This is a genomic window from Sorangium sp. So ce321 (assembly GCF_051530195.1).
GTDB lineage: Bacteria > Myxococcota_A > Polyangia > Polyangiales > Polyangiaceae > Sorangium.
Genome location: NZ_CP150329.1, coordinates 4,641,516 through 4,661,926 on the forward strand (window position 1 = coordinate 4,641,516; position 20,411 = coordinate 4,661,926).

General features: G+C 72.8%; 13 protein-coding genes and 1 pseudogene. 6 read left to right on the forward strand and 8 right to left on the reverse strand.

From position 1 onward, the window contains the following. Positions 1-35 precede the first annotated feature (35 nt). Positions 36-710, reverse strand: a complete 675-nt coding sequence (locus WME89_RS17665) for a hypothetical protein (protein ID WP_438010297.1) — start codon at positions 708-710, stop codon at positions 36-38. Positions 711-822: 112 nt separating this feature from the next. On the opposite strand from WME89_RS17665, the gene WME89_RS17670 reads away from it, so the two are divergent. Beyond that, on the forward strand, positions 823-1,323 hold the full coding sequence (locus WME89_RS17670; protein WP_438010298.1) for a hypothetical protein: 501 nt from the start codon (positions 823-825) through the stop codon (positions 1,321-1,323). Positions 1,324-1,366: 43 nt separating this feature from the next. After that, complete coding sequence (grxD, locus tag WME89_RS17675; protein ID WP_437626406.1) at positions 1,367-1,681, forward strand: Grx4 family monothiol glutaredoxin; 315 nt, start codon at positions 1,367-1,369, stop codon at positions 1,679-1,681. 94 nt (positions 1,682-1,775) lie between these two features. Here grxD and WME89_RS17680 read toward each other — a convergent pair whose 3' ends face one another. Beyond that, complete coding sequence (locus tag WME89_RS17680) at positions 1,776-2,540, reverse strand: uracil-DNA glycosylase (protein WP_438010299.1); 765 nt, start codon at positions 2,538-2,540, stop codon at positions 1,776-1,778. Beyond that, positions 2,537-3,799 (reverse strand): esterase/lipase family protein, encoded by a 1,263-nt coding sequence (locus WME89_RS17685; RefSeq protein ID WP_438010300.1) that lies wholly within the window; start codon positions 3,797-3,799, stop codon positions 2,537-2,539. Before WME89_RS17685 ends, WME89_RS17680 begins: the two co-directional genes overlap by 4 nt. 144 nt (positions 3,800-3,943) lie before the next feature. Here WME89_RS17685 and WME89_RS17690 point away from each other — a divergent pair, with 144 nt between their 5' ends. After that, positions 3,944-5,149 (forward strand): hypothetical protein, encoded by a 1,206-nt coding sequence (locus WME89_RS17690; protein ID WP_438010301.1) that lies wholly within the window; start codon positions 3,944-3,946, stop codon positions 5,147-5,149. A 4-nt stretch (positions 5,150-5,153) separates the two neighbouring features. On the opposite strand, the pseudogene WME89_RS17695 reads toward WME89_RS17690, so the two are convergent. From WME89_RS17695 to WME89_RS17715, 5 genes and pseudogenes are all read right to left on the reverse strand, one after another. Further along, positions 5,154-5,754 (reverse strand): annotated as a pseudogene (locus tag WME89_RS17695) (adenine phosphoribosyltransferase); the annotation flags it as partial. A 45-nt stretch (positions 5,755-5,799) separates the two neighbouring features. Then, complete coding sequence (gene surE / locus WME89_RS17700) at positions 5,800-6,576, reverse strand: 5'/3'-nucleotidase SurE (RefSeq protein ID WP_438010302.1); 777 nt, start codon at positions 6,574-6,576, stop codon at positions 5,800-5,802. A 25-nt stretch (positions 6,577-6,601) separates the two neighbouring features. Further along, positions 6,602-8,218, reverse strand: coding sequence for an aldehyde dehydrogenase family protein (locus WME89_RS17705; protein WP_438010303.1), 1,617 nt, complete (start codon positions 8,216-8,218; stop codon positions 6,602-6,604). 95 nt (positions 8,219-8,313) lie between these two features. Next, entirely contained in the window at positions 8,314-10,572 is a 2,259-nt protein-coding gene (locus WME89_RS17710; RefSeq protein WP_438010304.1) for a hypothetical protein, read from the reverse strand. Positions 10,573-10,685: 113 nt separating this feature from the next. Continuing rightward, positions 10,686-12,464, reverse strand: a complete 1,779-nt coding sequence (locus WME89_RS17715) for a c-type cytochrome (protein ID WP_438010305.1) — start codon at positions 12,462-12,464, stop codon at positions 10,686-10,688. Between the two features lie 528 nt (positions 12,465-12,992). Between WME89_RS17715 and WME89_RS17720 the strand changes: the two genes are divergently transcribed. From WME89_RS17720 to WME89_RS17730, 3 genes are all read left to right on the forward strand, one after another. Next, positions 12,993-14,534, forward strand: a complete 1,542-nt coding sequence (locus tag WME89_RS17720) for a TolC family protein (RefSeq protein ID WP_438010306.1) — start codon at positions 12,993-12,995, stop codon at positions 14,532-14,534. 163 nt (positions 14,535-14,697) lie between these two features. Beyond that, a complete protein-coding gene (locus WME89_RS17725) occupies positions 14,698-16,914 on the forward strand; it encodes a sodium-translocating pyrophosphatase (RefSeq protein WP_438010307.1) in 2,217 nt (738 codons plus the stop codon). Between the two features lie 94 nt (positions 16,915-17,008). Then, positions 17,009-20,341, forward strand: coding sequence for an SNF2-related protein (locus tag WME89_RS17730; protein WP_438010308.1), 3,333 nt, complete (start codon positions 17,009-17,011; stop codon positions 20,339-20,341). Positions 20,342-20,411: the final 70 nt, after the last annotated feature.

Sequence of the window (20,411 nt, forward strand, 5' to 3'; positions counted from 1 at the left end):
TTGCGACTGCCCGGGAAGCGGCGCCGCGGAGGCGACTACTTCACGTAGATCTGGCCGACGGCCATCCCGCTGCCGCGCGCGCGCAGGACCGCTTTCGCGGGACCGCCGATCGGGAGCGGGTTCTTGAAGCACTGTCCCTTGCCGCCGAGCGTGGCGTTCGGACCGGTGGTGCTGTCCTGGGCGAGCACCACGGGCGGCATCGGCGGCGTGTGGGCGACGAGCTGAATGTCGAGCTCCTGGAGCCCGACGCCCACGCCGATGACCGAGTAACACTTGCCCGGCTGGATATTGAACGGCTGCTCGAGCGTCTGGCCATCCTGGAACTGCCCGGCAAAGGCCCCGCCTTCGGCTTGCATGCCCTGGACCTCGGACGCCGCCATGGCGGTGAGCACAGGGGTCGCCGCGGCGACCATCGTGGGCGCGATCGGCGCAGCCTGCCCGCCGGTCGAGCCCGCGGCGGGCGTGGTCGGCGTCGTGGGGGTCGTGCCGGCAGGTGCCGGGTACTGCCCGGCCGGGGCGGGCTGACCATACTGCCCGGCCGGGGCGGGCTGACCATACTGCCCCGGGGGGTACTGTCCAGGCGGGTACTGGTTCGACGCCCCGTACTGGTTCTGCATCTGCGACGGGTTGTTCGGCTCCGGGTCGCTGCCTCCGCAGCCGAGGGCCGCGAGGCCGAGCAGTGCCGCAGGGATGAGGACGTACACGCGCATACGAGGCTCCTTACAGGGTTGTGCGGGATGAGGCCGCGATATCTGGACGCTCGCCACACCCGCGGCGGCTCACGGCCGCGGTCACGGACGGTAAGACGGCTGAGGTGGGGACGTGTTCTACAACGACTTGCCGGCGCGAAGCCAGACGCTGAGGTGCCTGGGGCTCGAGGCGCGAAAACGCCCGAAAGTGGCGCTGCTCCTGGAAGGCCACGGAGCTTCGAGCGCGCCGTCGATCAGCGTTCGACAGCTCCACGGAAACGAGCATCGCGACACGTCGAGCGCCGCGGGCCTTCAAGGTCGCGGCCGCCTGTCACTCGCCGAGAGGGCGCTGAGCCGGCACCGCGCCGACCTGGTCGCGTCAGATCCGCCCCCGTCGCCTCGAAGCCTCGAAGAAGAGGGCGTGCCTGCGGCAGCACCGCTCGCGGTTACAGGCGCGCTGCCCCCTGCATCGGATGCCCGCGGCGCTCGCGAGCAGTTGACGCGGGCGATGGTCGACACCAGAAAGCGTGCTCAGAACTTCGCGCCCGGGGCGCGGCGGTCACGTGACCCGCAGGCGAGCCAAGCGCTGGCCTGGCGTGTGGTCCGGCGATCCCGCGGCTTGTGTGTACACTGAAAGATGGACGATCCCGCTCGCGGCGGGAGATCAGGAACGAGCCATGAGCGACATCCACCAGGCGATCAAGGATACCGTCGAGAGCAACCGCGTCGTCCTCTTCATGAAGGGCTCCAAGACCTTCCCGCAATGCGGCTTCTCGGCACGCGCCGTCGACATCCTCAAGAAGTGCGGCGTGGAGTTCAAGGACGTCAACGTCCTGAGCGACCCCTCGCTGCGGCAGGGGATCAAGGACTACTCGCAGTGGCCGACGATCCCGCAGGTCTACGTGGACGGGAAGTTCATCGGCGGCTCCGACATCCTGATGGAGATGTTCCAGTCGGGCGATCTGCAGAAGCTCCTGTCGAAGCAGGACTAGGCGCTGCCCGACGACCGCCGCGAGCGGGTCGAGCCAGCGGCGCGCGAGCGAGGAGCTCCGCTGGTCCTCGCGGGCTCGAGGCGACGCGCGGTCCTCAGACAGCGCGCAGCCCTGCTGCGCGCATGGCGCGGCGCAGGACCTCGTCGAACATCTCGCCGGTGAGCCGCCCGGTCTGGGTGTTCTGCTGGCTGACGTGGTAGCTGCCGAAGAGCCGCGCCTCGCCGCCACCGCCGCGCGGATCGGGGATCGTTGCCTCGACGCCGTGCGCGAACTGCGGCAGGCGAGGGTCGTCTTCTGCGCGGCGCTGCGCGCGCATCCCGGCGGCGGCCGCGCGCTGGGGGCGGGCGATTGCGCCGACGGCGTCGTAGCCGATCTTGCCGAGCGCGAGGTAGACGCGGGCGCGGCGCAGGACCTCGAGCTCTCGCTCGAGCCAGCTGCGGCACGCGGCGAGCTCGGCGCCCTCGGGCTTGTTGTTCGGGGGAGCGCAGCGGCACGGGGCGGTGATGAACACGCCCCGCAGCGAGAGCCCGTCGTCGCGCGACGCGCTCGTCGGCTGCGAGGCGAGCCCGGCTCGAAAGAGCGCCGCATAGAGGAAGTCGCCCGACCGATCGCCCGTGAACATCCGGCCGGTGCGGTTCGCGCCGTGCGCCGCCGGGGCCAGCCCGACGATCACGAGCGGCGCATCCGGATCGCCGAAGCCTGGCACCGGGCGGCCCCAGTAGGTCTGGTCCCGGTAGGCGCGTCGCTTCTCGCGCGCGATGTCCTCGCGCCACGCCACGAGGCGCGGGCAGCGCCGGCACTCGACGAGCTCTGCCGCGATCTGCTCGAGCGCGCGCGCCGCGTCGCCGCCGCCGCTCACGTCGCGGGCTCTCCGGCCGGGGGCGCTCCGATCGCGCTCGCCGCGGCGGCAGCTTGCTCGACGTCGCCGCGCTCCGGCGCGAGCGTCTCGATGACCGGGCGCGGCGGCGCCGGCGCCTGCTCTGCCACGCTGCTCTGCTCGCCGGCCATCATCCCGGTCACGATGCGATCGAGCACCGCGTCGAAGCGCAGGCGGTTGAAGCGCGCGCCGCTCGCCAGCCAGTCGATGTGGCCACCCTTGCCAGGGAAGTGGCCGACGATGTCCAGGTGGTCGGCCTTGCCAGCCCAGATGAGCTCTCCCCAGACCTGCGACGCGAGCGGGACAACGCCGTCGTTGGCGTCCGGCGGCGGCAGCTCGCCGAGCACGCGCGCGAGCTTCTGCTCGATCGAGCCGTCATGGGAGCGACAGGGGTAGTGCTCGTTCAGGCGGGCCGTGATGTTCGAGAGCGCCGTGAAGATCGCCGCCGACATCGCCCCCCACGGCGACCGGAGCGCCGACACCCAGTCGCGGACGGCGTTGCGCGGCGCGTACGTCGCGACGCTCTGGTAACGGAGACCCGCGCGGTCCTGCAGGCCGGCGTGGAGCAGATCCATCGCCTCGGGCATCAGCTGAACGATGGCGCCCTGGTCATCGCGCAAGAGCTTCAGCCAGGCGCGCAGCTCGCGGCTCGAGGCGTCGTCGAGCACGCGGATGAAGCTCTCGATCGCGCGGTCGATGAGCTCGATCTCCAGGAAGCCGAGCTGCGCGCGCCCGAACGCGGCGACGAGGGCGGAGGCAGCCGCGAGCGGCGGCGCGCCGAGCTTGAGGCCCGCCACCGTGAGCGCCGTGACCGCGTAGAGCAGGCGCTGACCGCTCACCGTGGCGAAGAAGGCGGCGAGCGGCGTGCCGAAGTGGGGCGTGTTGATCGTGGTGACGGACCGCAGCCGGCTCGTCCAGCCGAGCCGGCAGTGAGCGTTGCCGGGGAGGCGCACCGTGGGCGAGGCGACGAGGCGGGCGTCGAGGCCACCCGTCGAGTGGCCGATGATGTGGATCGGGCCGCCGTCGTCCCCGGCGCTCTCGTCCACGAGGCGGGCGAGCTTCGCGGCCCGGCGGAGGATGGACGCCGTCGGGTGCACCTCGCAGACGCGGATCTCGACGGCGCGACCGCGGTCGCGGAAGCGCTCCTCGATGGCGCGGATGAAATGCTCGAAGTACTCGAGAGAGGCGAGGGTGGCGAAGCCGAACATGCCGGGCGATAGGTAGACGCGCGTCTTCTGCACGCGCAGGAATGTGCCATTTCCATCGCCCTGGCGTGGCATTTCCCGCGCTCCCCGGGCGCCTCCCGCGCTTGCCGCCGAGGAGCCCCGGGCGCAAGCGCGAAGAAGCGGGCGCAGGTCGACCGCAATTCCGGTTACCCTGCGATCGTGGACGACCTCAGCGCGCGGGAGATCGAAGCGGCTGTACAGGAGGCCCTCGGCCTGTTTGGAACATCGGGATCGGTGAGCGTCCAGGGGCGGCAGATCGCGCTGCACGGGCGCGGAGCGCCGGTCGCCATCGACCTGGAGCAGCTGGTGGAGCAATGGCCGCTCCTGCCGCAGGACCTGCGCACGCGCAAGGCGTCCGACATCGCGCGACGGCTCGCTCAGGCGCACCGCGCGGTGGGCTCGCTCGCGCCGCCCGCTTCGAGCACGTCGGCGCGGCCGGCGCGCCACATCGTGATCCCCATCGGCGTGGTCGCGCTCGTGATCGTCGGCGTGCTCGTCGCGGTGCGCATGCTGCGCTCGCGGGAGACGCCGGCTGCCCTGCCGCCCGCGCCGGAGACGACCGCCGGCGAGGACGCGGCGCGGAACGCGCGCACCTGCGAAGCGGCGCGCAAGCGCATCTACTCCGGCGCATCGATGGGGCCGTTCGAGCTCGCGGGCTGGGTCGCGGAGCTCTGGCTGGCGATGCCGCGCGGCGCCAGCGCCGCGCAGGCTGCCGCTGCACAAGAGCCCCTGAACGCCGAGGCCGTGGGCATGGGCGCGCTCATCGCGCAGGGCAAGCTGACGGCGGGCGCGGACGCCGAGCTCGCCGCGGTGACCGACGGGCTCGTCGAGATCGTCCCCGGGTTCGACCCGGAGGAGGCAGGTCGCTCGCCGCCATGGCGCGCGATCACCGCGCGGTTCTCCGGCGGATACGCGCGCGCGTACTTCGATCCCGCGCTCCGCGCGCGCTTCGTCGCCCTCGCCGACCGGATGGCTGACGGGGCCGGCGCTGAGCTCGGCGCCCTGTACGCGCGCTGCGCGCACCTGCCCTACCACGACGCGGGCGCCTGGTTCCGCGGCTCGGATCCGGCGGCGGCGGCGGCGGCGCTCGTCTACTCCTCCGGCCTCTTCGCTGAGCTGGCGGCGGTGGATCGTGGGGCGCTGACAGCGCTCGGACGAACGGGGCCGATCGACGCGCTCCGCAACGCCGGCGCCTCGCTCGACCTCGCGGGCCTGAGCAAGCTCGTGGGGGCGCACGGAGGCGGCATCGCCAGGGGCGGGGCGGGCGCCGTCGTCATCACGTTCCCTGTCGGCGGGCCGACCCGGGCCACGAGCGCGAGCCGCATCGTCGCGCGCAAGCTGCAGGTCGGCGTCGGACAGGACTGAACGGTCATTCGCCCGCGGCGAAGTGCACGATCGAGTAGACGCGCGCCGCGCCTCCAGCGCGCTCCGCGAGGAGCGCCCGGCCGCCCAGGAAGTCGAGCTCGACGACGAAGGCAAACCCGACGATCTCGCCGCCCTGCTTGCGCGCAAGCTCCGCCGCCGCCGCCGCCGTACCGCCGGTCGCGAGCAGGTCGTCCACCACGAGGACCCTGGCTCCCGCCTTGATGGATCCCTTGTGCATCTCGAGCTCCGCCGTGCCGTACTCGAGCGCGTACGCCACGCGATCGGTCGCGGCCGGGAGCTTGCCGGGCTTGCGCACGGGCACGAAGCTCGCGTTGAGCCGGGCGGACAGCGCGCCGCCGAAGATGAAGCCCCGCGACTCGACGCCGACCACGACGTCGACGTGCTCGCCGATGTAACGCTGGGCCAGGAGATCCAGCGTGATGTGGAGCGCCCGCGGGTCCGCGAGGAGCGGCGTGATGTCCTTGAAGAGGATGCCCGGCTTCGGAAAATCCGGGACGTTGCGGAGGTGGGCCTTGAGGTAACGGAGCGCGTGCTCGGAGGGCAGGTCGTCGTGATTGAACATGGGCGCCGAGCCTAGGCGAGCGCCCCCGTGCCGGAAAGCGGAGCTGGGCGCCGCCGCGTGACCGCCGTCAGGGCGCGCGGCCGTCGTTGAGCTCCGAGGCGATGCCGCTCGCGATGCCCTCGTGCTGCGCTGCGAACAGGTCGAGGGTCAGCGGGGTGACGCTGACGGCCCCCTCGTCATAGGCCTCCGTATCCGAGCCGGGGACGAGGTCGTGGCGCACGCCTGCGCCGCCGATCCAGAGGTACTCGTGCCCGCGCGGATCCTGGCGGAAGATCACCTCTTCGGTGTACAGGCGCGCGCCGATGCGCGTGGCGCGCACGGGCCAGCTGCTGCCCGCGGGGATGTTGACGTTGAGCAGCGGCGCAGGCCGGCGAGCTGCCTGCCCGGCGGCCCGGTGCAGCGCGAGCGCGAGCCTCACGCCGAGGGCCGCCGCGGCCTCGCGCGACGCGCCCGCGTCGGCGGAGAGCGCGATCGACGGGATGCCGCGCATCGCTCCTTCGCGCGCAGCGGCCACCGTCCCCGAGTAGAAGATGTCGGAGCCCAGGTTGAGCCCGTGGTTCATGCCGGACACGACGAGATCGGGGCGGCGCGGGAGCACGCGCGTGCCAGCGTGAAGGGCCACATAGATGCAGTCGGCGGGCGTCCCGTCGACCGCGAACACGCCGGGCGCAGCTTCCAGCAGCCGGAGGACGCGGTGCAGGCTCAGGGAGTGGCTCGTCGCGCTCTGGTTGACCGCGGGGGCGCACACGACGACCTCGGCGTGCCGCGCGAGCTCGTCTCGCACCGCGATCAGACCTGGGGCCGAGTAACCGTCGTCGTTGGACAGGAGGATCAAAGGGCGCATGCGCTAGCTCGATGAGGGCTCCGGGTCAGCGACCGAGCAGGCGCTTCGCGAACGCCGCGGCGAGCTCGACCAGGGCGCTGACGCGGCCGAACCATCCGGCGCCGCCTCGCACCCGCGCCATCGCGAAGGCGATGGTCCGGAGCGCTGGAGTATAAGGGTACCACCACAGCTCGCTCTTCGCCCTGCTGCGATCTTCCAGGACGAAGCGCGGCCGCGTCAGCTCCGCGAGCGCGTGCGGGCTGCTCGTGACGCCGGAGCCGCTGTCGCCCGTCCCCGTCCACGGGGCGGCCGGGAGCGCGCCCGTGAAGCCGTGGTTGTTGATCGTCACCACCCCCGAGCGCAGCCGTCGCGCGAGCGCATGAGCTCGCTCCTGGCCGCGGGTCCAGAGGCTGGTCGTGAGCGCGAAGCGCGACGCGTTGGTGCGCGCGACCGCCTCCTCGGCGCCGTTCACCACGAGGACAGGGAGGATGGGGCCGAAGGTCTCCTCCCGGAGCAGCGGCGTGTCCTCGCGCTCCACCCTGACGACCGTCGGCGGGAAGGCGAGCGAGCCCTGCTCCGGGGCGCCGCCGGCGAGGATCTCCGCCCCTCCCTCGACCGCCGCCTCGAGCTGCCGCCGCACGACCTGCGCCTGCCGCGCGGTCGTCATCACCCCGACGTCGACGCCGACGCGGAGCTGCCCGGTGAGGGCGACGACCCGCTCGATGAAGCGGTCCGCGATCGCTCGCTCGACGTAGACGCGCTCGATGGAGGCGCAGTTCTGTCCGGCGTTCGTGAAGGCCCCCCAGACGACGCCGCGCGCGGCGCGCTCCAGGTCGCAGTCGCCGAGCACGATGGCGCTGTCCTTCCCGCCGAGCTCGAGTGACGTCGGGATGAGGCGCTCGGCGCAGGCGACCGCGATCTTCTTGCCGGTGGCGACGCTGCCGGTGAAGACGACGAGATCGACGCCGGCCTCGATGAGCGCGGCGCCGACGTCGCTGCCGCCCTGCGCGACGGCGAGGACGCCGTCGGGGAGCAGCCCGTCGAACAGCGAGGCTGCGAGCGCGCCCGCGCGCGGCGTGACCTCGCTCGGCTTGAAGACCACGGCGTTGCCCGCGAGCAGCGCCGGCACGATCGTGCGCAGCGGGATCGCAACCGGGTAGTTCCACGGCGTGATGAGCGCGACGACGCCGCGCGGGGCCCTCTGGATCCGCCCGACCTTACCGGGGTAGGCGAGGGGATCGAGATCCACGGGAGACGCGTCGAGCAGCTCTTCTATCGACAGGGTCCAGTAGTCGATGAGATCGGCGTTCGGCAGCACCTCGGCCAGCGCGGCCTCCTCGATCGGCTTGCCGCACTCGCGGTGCACGAGCGCCGCGATCTCTTCGGCCCGCGTGAGCAGGCGCTTCTTGACCTTCGCGATGACCTCCGCCCGCTCCCGTACCGGGACCTCGGCCCAGGCGCCCTGCGCCACGCGCGCTCGGGCGACGAGCTCCCCGACGGCGCTGGGCGCTGTCTCCTCGACGTCGTCGAGGAGCTCGCCCCCTGCTGGGCTGCGCGCCGGGAAGGGCCCGGCGCCCGCCGCCCTGCCGCGCGCCGGCACTGCCGCTGCTTCATCCGCCGCCGCGCCTTCCGCGTGGGGGAGGGCAGTCGTCTTGGGTTCCATGAGGCGCGCAGCCTAGCACCGCGCTCCTGGCTCCCTGCAGAAGCGTCCGGCCGCCCGGAGGGCGGCTTCGAATAGATCACCGCGGAGGTGAGCTGCTACTGGGCGGGGTCAGGGGCGGGGGCGGGAGGCGTGTCTCCCCCGGCGGGCGCCGGCGCGGCGCCCTCCTGGTCAGGGGCGGCGGCACCAGACGGGCGGGCCTTCCGCTTTGCGGGCCGCTCGGGCGCCGGGCTCGCGGCCGTGGCGTCGATCGACACCTCGGTCTTCTTGCGGCAGCCCACGATCACGGCCTGGCCGGCGGAGAGCCACGTGGGGGTCGACGCCTTCTCGGTCGTCAGCTTGCCGAGCCGCACGTAACGCGTCCCGCAAGGAACATCGAGCGTCTCTCCCGTGGCCCCGGCGAGCGAGCCGTTCACGTACACCGAGGCCTGCTCGGACGACTTGACCAGCAGATGGCCACGGTTCGACGGCAGATCCTCCGCGCTGCCCGCGGCAGGCGCAGCGCTCGCAGCAGGCGCTGCGGTCTCGGCCGGCGCCGCCGCCTCGACCGCCGACGGCGCTGCAGTCGCGGTCTCGACGGGCGCCGGGGGCGGAGTCGGCGCCGTCTCGGCAGGCTGCGCGGCCGTAGGCTGCGCCGTGACCTCCTGGGTTGCTCCCGGGGCCGTGTCGGGGAGGGGCGCAGGCTCGGAGCCGAATAGCCCGAGGCGGTGCGCCACGGCCGCGCCCGCCACGAGGAGCGCCACGACCGCGAGGGCGATGCCCACGCGAGAGCGAGGACGCGGCGCCGGGAGCTCGGTGACGACGTTGGCCTCCGCAGGCGGCCGCGTCGTCGCGACCTCGGACTGCTTCGGCGCTCGCTCCGCCGGGATGGGCGGATCCTTGGTGATGACCTTCGGGAGCAGGTCGCGGTCGGCGGGCCTCGGCCTGGCCTTGCGCTCGGCTTCCTCGCTCGCCTCCCTGGGCAGCACCCCGGGCGGCGCCTCGACGGTCTCCTGATCATGGACCGAGCGCGCGATCGCCTGGGCCTCGGAGCGCGCGGAGCGGACCGCCGTCTCCTCGTCCTCCAGGCCCTCGGGCCTCGAGCGGATCACGGTCGGCTCGTCCTCGAGCATGCCGCGGATCACGGTCGGCTCGTCGTCGACCATCTCGCGGCTGAGCTCGCGCTCGACGGGCGTCTCCCCGATCGCGCGCCGCGCAGCGGCGGCCGCCTCCGCCGGTGCCTTGGGGGTGAGCGGCTCGCCGGTGGCGACCATCAAGCGCGCCGTGGCCGCCTCCGCGGAGACCTCTTCCTTCGTGACCGGCGTGGCCGTCGCGCGCGCCGCGGCGGGAACCTCGGCGCGGTCGGGCAACGACCTGCGCTCGGCGCGGGCCTCGGGCGCGGCAGCCTCCGGCGCCGGCCTGCGCTCGGCAGGGAGCTTCAGCGCTGCACCCGGCCTCTGCTCGGGCTCGTCGGGGAGGAGCCCTGCGAACGAGAGCTCGCTGTCGCTCTCGGCCACCTTCGGCCTCGCCCCGGCGTCCTCGTGAGGGAAGAACGGCTTCCCTTCTGCGCGCGGGCTGGAGCCGCGGGCCGGCGGTATCGCCGGGCCCCCGGAGAGCGCGTCCCTGCCCTGGCCGGCTGACCTGGCAACCGGCGCCGTGACCTTGACCGCCGCGGGCCGGGCCGCCTCTCTCGGCTTGATCTCGGGCTCCGCGGGCGGACGGTAGGTCTCCTGCGCGCCGGCGGGGGGGCCAGCGTCGCGGGCTTCGGCCCGCGGCAGGTCGAGCGACGCTGCGGGTCTCGCGGCCGCGGCCCTATCGGCTGAGCCCGCCGAAGGCGCCGGGGTGCGCGCCGGCGTTGCGGCGGCCGGCTTGCCGGCCGGCGCCTTGGCCCCGGTCGCGACGGCCGCGGCAGCCGCGGGCGTCTTCACCGGAGGCTGCTGCGGCGTTTTCGCGGGTTGTGGCTGCTGCGGCGCCTTCGCGGCGGGCTGAGGCTGCTGCGGTGCTCTGGCGGCCGCAGCCGGCTGCTTCGGCGCCTGAGCGCCCGGCGACGCGGCGACCTGGCGCGCATCGCCGGCTGGACCAGCGCCGTCGAGCCCGCCGACGTCGTCCAGGACCGGCTCGGGGGCGCGCGGCGCGACCGCGCCGGCCGCCGCTGCGGTCCGCGCTTCGCCTGCCAGCGACGCCTCCGCCGGGCTCAGCCTGCCGTCCGGCGAGGCCGCGCCTGCGATGTCGTTGGCGATGGCGCCGGGCGCTTCACCGCGGTGCGGGACGAGCTCGGCCGAGACCGGGAGCTGCGTCCGGGTTCGAGGCGCAGCGGCGTTCCGCTGCACCCGCTGGAGGAGCGCTTCGAGGGTGGCGACTTGTTCTGCGACGTTCACGCCGCGCCAGCATATCGCGGCTCGGCGCTCGTTACATCATTCGCGGTGAGGGGGGCGCGATCGGGGCGGGCTCCCCGGCGGAAATCCCGCCCGGGGAGCCGGCAGGAGGGCTGTCAGAGGGTCTCGAGGTAGGCGACCAGGTCGTCGATCTGCTCGTCCGACAGGTGGGACGTCTTGCCGTGCTTGTCGCCGCCACCGCACGCGGGGTTGACGAACCGGTCCTTCAGCGTCGCCGCGCATCCATCGTGCATGAACGGCGCGCGGGCGCCGATCCGGACCAGCGACGGCACCTGGAAGGCCTTGCTCGTGCCGACGTCGAACGACTCGTTGTTCGTGAGCTGGGCGCCCGCGTGGCAGCTCGCGCAGTCCACGGTCTTGTCGTGGAAGAGGGCGTCACCGCGCGCCACGGCCTCGGCGTTGGGGGTCGACGACACCGGCGGCGCGGGGAGGCTGTCGATCCACCGGGCGAAGATCTTCACCCGGCGCGGGCCCTGGTGCATGCCGCCCATGCGCCGCTCGAAGACCTCGCCCATGATGGCCTCGATGCCGGACATGTCGCCGTCCCAGTGGAACGGCGCGGTGTTGAGGATCCCGCCGCTCACGAACTGGGTGCGCCGCGGCCCGATGGGGTTGAAGACCCAGGTGTGGCCGTCCTCGCCGCCTTCCGGATGGCACGACGCGCACGCCATCGGGCCCGACGCGTTCTTGTGGAACATCTCGTGGCCGGTGTCCCTCCGGCTCTCCCCGGGGAGCTTGATGGTGCGGGGCCTGGAGCCGTCGAGCGCGACCACCTGGAGGGTCGCCGGCTCGCGGGTCTGCACGATCATGGCGCTGCCGGCGAACGCGACGGCGGTGGGCTCGCCGTCCACCGCGATCCGCTGGGACGCCTGATCGCAGGGGTCCTCGCCATTGAATTCGAACCCCACGTCCCGGGACAGGCTCACATGGCTGGTCACGAGGATCTCGTTCGTGCCGGCCGCGACGACCGCGTAGGACGCGCCGTCGTCGGAGATCGCCAGATCGACGGGGAGGGTCGCGGACGGGATGGCAGCGGAGACCCTCGTCTGGCCCTCGGACGCCGGCGTCCCGAGCTCCGACACCGTGCTGTGCACGATGCTCCCGTCGCAGCCGCCGGAGCTGTAGCCGCCCTCGACGATCTCGACGGGCGCGACCAGGGCGCGCTGGTGCACCATCGCGACGCCCCCCGTCGGCAGCTTGAGCGTCCGCCAGGCGACGACCGGGGTGAACTGCTGCCCGAACAGGTCGAACCGCGGCGCCGACTCGCGCGCCACGACGCTGCCGTCCTCGTCGACGGTGAGCAGCTGCGCAGAACGGAACTTGCTGACCAGGAGCCGATCGCCATCCACGACGACGTCGCGCAGGTCGCGCTCGAGCCGCAGGGTGCGCGTCGCCGCCCCGGGGCCGGCCGGCAGCGTCACGAGCTCGCCGCCGAGGCAGGCGACGTGGAGCGCGTCTGTCCTGGCATCGTAGGCGATGCCCCTCGGGGCCGGGCACGCCGCGCGCCGGTCGACGATCTTGCCGCTGCCCGCGTCGATCGTGACGATCGCTCCGCCGCGGCGGAGCGCGACGTGGAACCGCCCCGCGTCATCCTCGACGACCCGGCCCGGCTCGTCGCCCTTCTCCAGGGCGATCTCCGCGGTCAGCTTCTGCGCCTGGAGATCGACGACCCACACCCGGTCGCGATCCGGATCCGAGGCCACCGCCCTGACTGCGCTCTTGCTCACGGCGAGCGTCCCGCCGCTGATCGCCGGCGGCGGCTCCGCCGCGATGGAGACGCTCCCGGGATCATCGACCTCGGGGGGATCGTTCTCCGCGAGCTCCCACGGAGCGCAGGCGGCAAAGGATGATGCGGTCGCCAGGATGGCGAGCATCGGGGACAAGCTGCGGCGCGGTGCAAGCAGTCTATGCATGAGGGGCCTCCGGTCCGCCGCCAAGCAAGATGGCGGCCACTTCATTGGATGTTCGACTATCCGATGGAGCGCTGCAATACGCGTTGCCGTCGAGCGAGCGACGAATTGCTGCCGTCCACAGCGCGCTTCGTGGGGACGCGCGGTGCACGGAACGGTGCAGCGGACGGCGCTCCCCGTCCCGCGCGCCGGCGCTGATGTCCCGGCTGTCATGGCCCACTGCGGCACGGCATGACGAACACGTCAGAGCCCGACGCGGGCACGGACGCTGTCCGGCGCCCGGCGTGGTCACGGACGCTGTCCGGCGCGGTCACGGACGCTGCCCGGGCCGTCTCGGATCCTCGCGCGCCAGCGGAGGCGCGCCGCCGCGGAGCGCGCACGCTGCCGGTCACGCTCGCGAGACGGTGAGCCGAGCGATCGCCGAGGGGCGATGCGGGTGATCGCCTGTGATCTTGACGGGTGCTTACGCCGCCCATAAGTGACCGACCGGTCATGAAAAGCACCGCACCCTCGTCTCGACGCAGCATCTCGCTGGCTTCGACGCTCGCCGGGCTGCTCGCCCTCGGGCTCATCGCCTCGCCGGCCGCGGCGCAGCCGGTCGCGCAGCCGCCGGTCGCCCCGCAGCCCGCGCCGGTCCCTCCCGCCGCCGGACGGCCGCAGCCCGCGCCGGCCCCTCCCGCAGCGGCCCAGCCGGCGGCGCCGAAGGCCGATCCGCTCGCCACCGCGCTCGCCCCGCAGCCCGGGGGGCTGACGCCGGAGGAGGTCGCGAAAGCCACGCTGAGGACGCGCGCGTCGATCCGCGCCAAGCAGGCCGAGCTCCGCGCAGCCTCGGCGAGGGTCGACCAGGCGCTGGTCAACTTCTTTCCGCGCGTCACGGTAACGGCGACGTACACCCGGCTGTCCGAGGTCGAGAACCCGCTCGCCGACCTGTTCGCGAGCATTCCGAGGCCGGGCGGACAGTCTGCCGACGAGCCCTACAACGCGGTGAACACGTACGCGCTCACGGCCAACCTCGCCGTGCCCATCTCGGATTACGTGCTCCGCCTCTCGCAGGGGTATGCATCGGCTTCGCACGCGGAGAGCGCGAAGAAGCTCGAGCTGCAGGCGGAGACGCTGCAGGCCGCGTCCGACGCGAAGCTCGCGTTCTTCAACTGGGTCCGCGTGAAGGGGCAGGTCGTCGTCGCAGGCGAGGCCGTGGCCCAGGCCAGGGCCCACGTCGAGGACGCGCGCCGCATCTTCGAGGTGGGGCTGCTCTCGCGGGCCGACGTGCTCCGGCTCGAGGCCCAGGTGGCCGGCGCGGAGCAGGTGCTCATCGAGGCCCAGGCCGCGCTCCTGGTCGCGGACGACCAGATCCGGATCGCGCTCGGGGCGGCGCAGGACAGGCCGCTCGCCCTCGGGATCGACGTGATGGGCAGCGCGCCCGCGAAGCCGCCCGCCGAGGCGCTCCCGGCGCTGTTCCAGGAGGCGCTCCAGAAGCGCCTCGAGATCCGCGCCCTTGACGAGACGCAGTACTCGCTCGAGAAGGTCGAGGCGGTCACGCGGGCCGGCTACTTCCCGCGCGTGGACGCGTTCGCCGACCTCACCTACGCGAACCCCAACCAGCGCATCTTTCCGTCGCAGAACCAGTTCGACATGACGTGGGCCGCCGGCGTTCGCGCCACCTGGTTGCTCAACGACGTCTTCACCACCGCGGCCGCCTCCGCGGAGGCGAACGCCCGCACCGCGCAGGTCGCCGAGCAGAAGGCCGCGCTGCGCGACGCCCTCCGGCTCGAGGTGGCGTCCGCCTACGCCGAGCTGGGCAAGTCGGCGAGCAGCATCGAGTCCGCCGAGCGCCAGCTCGCAGCGGCCGCGGAGTCGATGCGCGTCCGGTCCGAGCTGTTCCGGGCGGGACGGGCCACGAGCGTCGACGTGGTCGACGCGGAGACCGAGGTCACGCGCGCGCGGCTGCAGCAGCTCAACGCGCGCGTGGGGACGCTCGTCGCGAAGACGCGGCTGGACCACGCGGTCGGGCGCGATGCGAACAACGTGAAATGAGCGGGCCGCGCGCGTCGTCTTCGCTTGCGCGGCCCTGCTGGCCGGAGTAGGGAAGGCGTGCGCCGCTGCAGCGCGGGTTCCTGCGGCGCTCTCGCGGGCATCGCCCGCACCATCCTCACCGGCCGAGGTAGCGCGTCCATGGTGCGCGCCCGGTCCGCCCGTCATGACGGAGCTTGCGCTCATCCTCAGCGGCGGCCTGATCGGGCTCGCCTTTGCGGCCTACCTCGCTCGTTGGGTCATCGCGCGACCCGCGGTCGAGCCCGAGATGCAGCGCGTGGCCGCGCTCATCCAGGGGGTCGCCGAGGCGTATTTTCGCCGCCAGAGCAGCGTGATCGCCGCGGTCTCCGCGATGCTCGGGGGCGCCATCTTCCTCGCGTACGGCCTCCTCCGGCGCGCGGGGGAGAACAACCCGGTGCCGGCGCTGGAGCTCGGGGTGTGGCTCACGCTCTCGTTCGCGGTCGGGGCGGCCAGCGCCGTCGCGACGGGCCGGGTCGCGACCTGGATCGCGCCGCGCACCAGCGTTCGCGCGGCGAGCGGCGCCCGCCGCTCGCTCGACCTCGCCCTCCAGATCGCGCTCCGCGGCGGGGCCGTTTCGGGGCTCTTCGTCGCGAGCACGAGCCTGCTCGGCCTCGGTGGCCTGTTCGCCGCGGTCCTCGCGTTCCGGGGCGGCTTCGGGGCCGAGCCGGCCGAGGCGCTCGCGCTCGCGCCGACCATCCCCTGGGTCATCGCCGGCTACCCCCTCGGCGCCTCCTTCGCCGCCCTGATGGCGCAGCTCGGCGGCGGCACGTTCTCCAAGGCGGCCGACGTCGGCGCGGACCTCGCGGGCGCGGAGGTCGGGCTCGACGAGGACGACCTGCAGAACCCTGCGACGATCGTCGACCTGGCGGGCGACATGGTTGGCGACTGCGCCGGGCGCGCGGCCGGCGTGTTCGCCTCGACCGTCACGGAGAACGCGGGCGCCATGGTGGTCGGCGCCATGCTCTTCCGCAACAACGCCGGGCTCCCGAGCGCCCTCGCGGTCGTGCTCTTCCCGCTGGTCAGCCGCGCCTTCGGCCTCATCGCGACGCTCTTCGGCGTGATGGTCGTCAAGACCGACGACCGGGAGGACGCCTTCAACGCCCTCGTCCGCGGGCTCTACGTCACGGCCATCCTGCACGCCGTCGGCATCGCCGGCGCCGCCAAGTGGCTGCTCGGCGCCCACTGGGTCGTCTTCTTCGCGTGCGGCGTCATCGGCATCGTCACGGGCGTGTGCGTGCTGCACGTCACGCAGTACTACACCGAGCAGCGGCATCGCCCGGTGCGCGAGCTCGCCGAGGCGGCGCGCAGCGGCTCCGCGATGGCGGTGCTGCGCGGGCTCGCCATCGGCCTTGAGAGCTCGGTGCTTCCGCTCCTGGTCGTCGTCGGCGCGACCTTCGGCTCCTACCTGCTCGGCGCCCGCTCCGGGCTCGCCGGGGGAGGCCTGTTCGGCACCGCGGTCGCCACCATGGGGATGCTGGGCACCGCCGGGTACGTCATGGCCATGGACGCGTTCGGCCCCATCGTGGACAACGCCGGCGGCATCGTCGCCGTGACGGTCGCCCGCGAGCGGCCGGACGTGCGAGGTCGGACCCTCGTGCTGGACGCGGTCGGCAACACGACCAAGGCGCTCACGAAGGCGTACACGGCCGGGGTAGCAGCGCTCGCCTCGCTGCTCCTGGTGGCCGGCTACCTCGACGAGTCCCGCCGGCGCGCGCTGGCGTCGAGCGCGCCGGGCAGCGGCGAGACGGCTTCCATGGTCGTACGCCTCGACCGGCCCGAGGTCTACCTCGGCGCGCTGGTAGGGATCCTGCTTGTCTTCTGGCTGGCGGGCCGCTGTATCCGCAACGTGCTCCAGGCCGGCCGCCGCGTCCTCGACGAGGTGCGGCGCCAGGCACGGGCTCGCCCGCCTGGCTTCGTCGGCGACCACGAGCCCTGCGTCGAGATGGTCTCTCAGGCCGCGCTACGCCACATGATCGCGCCAGCCCTGGTGTCGGCGGCGGTGCCCGTCGTCGTGGGACTTGCCTTGCGCTTTGCAAGGACGGAAGATAATCCTCTGGTCGCGGCGGATTCAGTCGCGGCCCTGATCATGGCCGCGACGGTCGCAGGCGTCCTCGGGTCGCTCTTCTTGGGGAATACCGGGGCGATCTGGGACAATGCGAGGCAGTACATCGCGACCGGCGCGCACGGCGGGCGCTACCTTGTCGACGAGACCGGGGCGCGAGCGGACAACCCCACCTACGGCGCCGCCGTCGTTGGCGACACGATCGGCGATCCCCTCAAGGATGTGGCCGGTCCCGCGATCCATGTGCTCATCAAGATGCTTCCCGCCGTGACCATCGTGTTCTTGCCGTTCTTCATCTGATGCCGGTTCTTCATCCAGCGGGATCCGCCAGCGGTCCCGTCCACCCGACCCCTCCCGGCGAATTGCCGCCGCACCTGGATCCCGAGCCCACGACGTGCCGCCTCCGATCTCCGACGCACTCTCAACCCTCAGCGATCGTGGCCTGCGAAGGCTCCTTGGCGCCCGCACCTTCCTCCGCGGGCTGGAGTACTTCCGCCGCCGTGTCGTCGAGGACATCTCCATCCACGAGACGATGGCGAGCGGCACCGTCCGCGCCGCCGACTCCGAGCCGTATCCGGTCAAGGTGGAGCTCTCGCCCGATGGCATCCAGTCCCAGTGCTCCTGCCCGGCATTCCAGAAGGCCGGACAGCATTGCAAGCACGTCGCGGCGCTGCTCATCAGCATCCGCGACCAGGCTCGCGGCGCGCAGCCCCGGCGCGAGCCGCCGATCCCGGCCCTCGTCCCGCAGACCGCCCACGCCGGCGGTGACGCCCTGAAGCGCGTGCGCCGTCGTGACCGCCGCGGGCGGCTGGCGATCACGCCGCCGGTTCCTGTCTCCACCGTCGTCGGGAACCACGGGCCGCCGGGCTCCGCCGTCGCCGCCTTCACGGCGCCGGTCCTGGACGCCACGGCCAAGCAGACCGGGATCGGCGCCTGGCTCCCGCCCGAGGGGGTCTCCGGCGCCCGCCGCGTCGAGTTCCGCCTCCACGTGCGGCAGGGCGCGCTGACCGTCACCGTGCTCGACGCCGAGGCGCGCGTCCCGGTGCTGCCCTCCGCGGCGCTCGCCTGGCAGGCGCTCTACCCGACGCCCGATCGCGACGCGCTCCGTCTGCTCGCCCGGTTCGAGAGCGGCAACCCGCGCCACCCTGCCGTCGACATCCGCGGCGAGGACGTGGCCGAGCTGCTCCCGCTGCTGGAAGGCCAGCGCGTGCTCCTCGAGCCGGCGCTGATGCAGCTGCGCTTCGGCGAGGACAGCCTGCGGCCGCGCTTCGATCTCGAGACCGTCGGCGGCGACACCATCATCGTGAAGGCGAGCTTCGAGCGGGGGAACGACAAGCGCCGCTTCTCTCTCCTTCAGGGCGGGTGGTTCGAGGGCTGGCCGGGCTGGCACATCGACACGCAGGAGGGGATCGCGCGCCGCATCGACAAGCGCGTCTCCGCCGCGGCGATGCGCCGCCTGCTCCGCTCGCCGACCATCGGCGAGCCGATGAGCGAGCTGCCCCGCATCATCATGCAGGGGCTGCCCAAGATCGCGCTCGAGGTCGGCGCGGAGCTGCCCGATCTGAACCAGATCGCCGAGGTCGTCGACCTCGTGCCCACGTTCCGCATGCGCGCGGGCGGCTCGCTGATCGAGGCGCGCGTCACGCTGTTCGCCGCCTACGGCGACGCGGAGGTCGCCGTGCGCGCCGACGGCATCTCTCCCCCGGTGCTCGTGCAGCCGCCCGAGGAGGGGATGAAGCGCGCCCGCTGTATCCGCGTGGACATCGCCGCGCAGCAGGACGCGGCGGGGAAGCTGCTCGCGCTCGGGCTCAAGCCCGACGAGACCGGCCAGGGCTTCCTCGCGAACGGCGACCAGGCGCTCACCTTCTGGACCGAGGGCCTCGCCGAGCTCCCCGACGACTGGGATCTCTTCGTCCCGGAGGATCTCGTCGACACGCAGGTGCGCAGCAAGCCGATCGGCATGTTCGCGAAGGTCACCTCGGGGATGGACTGGCTGAACGTCAAGGTCAGCTTCGAGAGCGAGGGGGTCGACGTCGATCGCGACGAGCTGCGCCGCTGTCTCGCCGAGGGCAAGCGCTACGTCCGCCTCGAGGACGGCTCGTTCGCCGCGTTCGACCCCGACGCCGTCCGCGCGATGCTCGATCGCGAGATCGAGCTGATGACGACCGCGGGCAAGAACGGCCGGCTGCCGCTGGCGCAGGCCGGGCGGGTGCACGAGCTGCTCCAGCACGCGAGCGGCTCGAGCGTGACCGCCTCCGCGCGCGAGCTCTTCTACAAGCTCAGCAACATCGACGACATCGGCAGCACCAAGCGGCCCCGGAACCTGAAGGCGACGCTGCGTCCCTACCAGGAGGCCGGCCTGTCATGGCTCAAGTTCATCCATGACATCGGCTCGGGCGGCGTGCTCGCCGACGACATGGGCCTCGGCAAGACGGTCCAGACGATCGCCCTCCTGCTCGCCGTCAAGCAGGAGGAGAAGCACATGCGCGCGTTGATCGTCGCCCCGACGAGCGTCGTGACGAACTGGGAGCGCGAGCTCGCCCGGTTCTCGCCCTCGCTCTCGGTCGCCCTCTGGCACGGCGCCGACCGCAAGGACCAGATCGACGAGGTGAAGGCCGCCGAGGTGGTCATCACGAGCTACGCGCTCCTCCGTCGCGACGAGGACTTCCTCGCGCAGCTCGACCTGAGCTACGCCATCCTCGACGAGGCGCAGCACATCAAGAACCCGATGAGCGCCACCGCCGCCGCGGCCAAGCGGCTCCGCGCGAAGCGCCGGCTCGCCCTCACCGGCACGCCCATCGAGAACCGGCTGTCGGAGATCTGGTCGATCTTCGACTTCGTCTCGCCGGGCTTGCTCGGCTCGCTCGACAAGTTCGAGGCCCGCTTCTCGCGGCCGATCGAGGCGGGCGACTACAAGACCGCGCAGCGGCTCCGCGCCGTGATCCATCCGTTCATCCTGCGGCGCACGAAGCAGGAGGTCGCCAAGGACCTGCCGGAGAAGATCGAGATGGACCAGATCTGCGATCTCACCGGCGAGCAGCGGGCGCTCTACATGCAGGTCGCGCGCGAGGTGCGGGCGCAGGTCCTCGGCGAGGTCGAGCGCGTCGGGCTCGCGAAGAGCCAGCTGCAGATCCTCGCCGGCCTCACTCGCCTCCGGCAGGCGGCCTGCGACCCGCGGCTGCTCGGCTTGCCGCGCGAGTTCGGCGACGACGACTCGGGCAAGCTCGTCGCGGTGCGCGAGCTCATCTCGAACGCGGTGGAGGGCGGGCACAAGGTCCTCGTCTTCAGCCAGTTCGTGATGATGCTGAGGCTCATCGAGAAGGCGATGAAGGAGGACGGCGTCACCTACGAGTACCTCGACGGCTCCACGAAGGATCGGGCGGAGCGCGTCGAGCGCTTCCAGAGCGATCCGAGCGTGCCGGTCTTCCTCATCAGCCTCAAGGCGGGCGGCACCGGCCTGAACCTGACGGCGGCCGACACGGTGATCCACTTCGATCCGTGGTGGAACCCCGCCGTCGAGCAGCAGGCCACCGACCGCGCCCACCGCATCGGGCAGACGAAGGTGGTCACCGCCTACCGGCTCATCGCCGCGGGCACGATCGAGGAGAAGATCCTGCTGCTCAAGGACAAGAAGCGTCAGCTCGTCGCCTCCGTCCTCAGCGAGGACGCCGGCGGCGCCAAGAAGCTCACCAAGGCCGACCTGGAAGAGCTGTTCGCTGTGGACTGAAGGACGGCCGACGGCGCGCTGGGGGGGGAGCGCGCCACGGCCGACGGCGCGCTGGGGGGAAGCGCGCCAC

What these genes read in the sequence shown, in the direction of transcription:
- WME89_RS17665 (WP_438010297.1), bottom strand. Translation starts at nt 710, where the DNA reads ATGCGCGTGTACGTCCTCATCCCTGCGGCACTGCTCGGCCTCGCGGCC.
- grxD (WP_437626406.1), top strand. Translation starts at nt 1,367, where the DNA reads ATGAGCGACATCCACCAGGCGATCAAGGATACCGTCGAGAGCAACCGC.
- surE (WP_438010302.1), bottom strand. Translation starts at nt 6,576, where the DNA reads ATGCGCCCTTTGATCCTCCTGTCCAACGACGACGGTTACTCGGCCCCA.
- WME89_RS17705 (WP_438010303.1), bottom strand. Translation starts at nt 8,218, where the DNA reads ATGGAACCCAAGACGACTGCCCTCCCCCACGCGGAAGGCGCGGCGGCG.
- WME89_RS17715 (WP_438010305.1), bottom strand. Translation starts at nt 12,464, where the DNA reads ATGCTCGCCATCCTGGCGACCGCATCATCCTTTGCCGCCTGCGCTCCG.
- WME89_RS17720 (WP_438010306.1), top strand. Translation starts at nt 12,993, where the DNA reads ATGAAAAGCACCGCACCCTCGTCTCGACGCAGCATCTCGCTGGCTTCG.
- WME89_RS17725 (WP_438010307.1), top strand. Translation starts at nt 14,698, where the DNA reads ATGACGGAGCTTGCGCTCATCCTCAGCGGCGGCCTGATCGGGCTCGCC.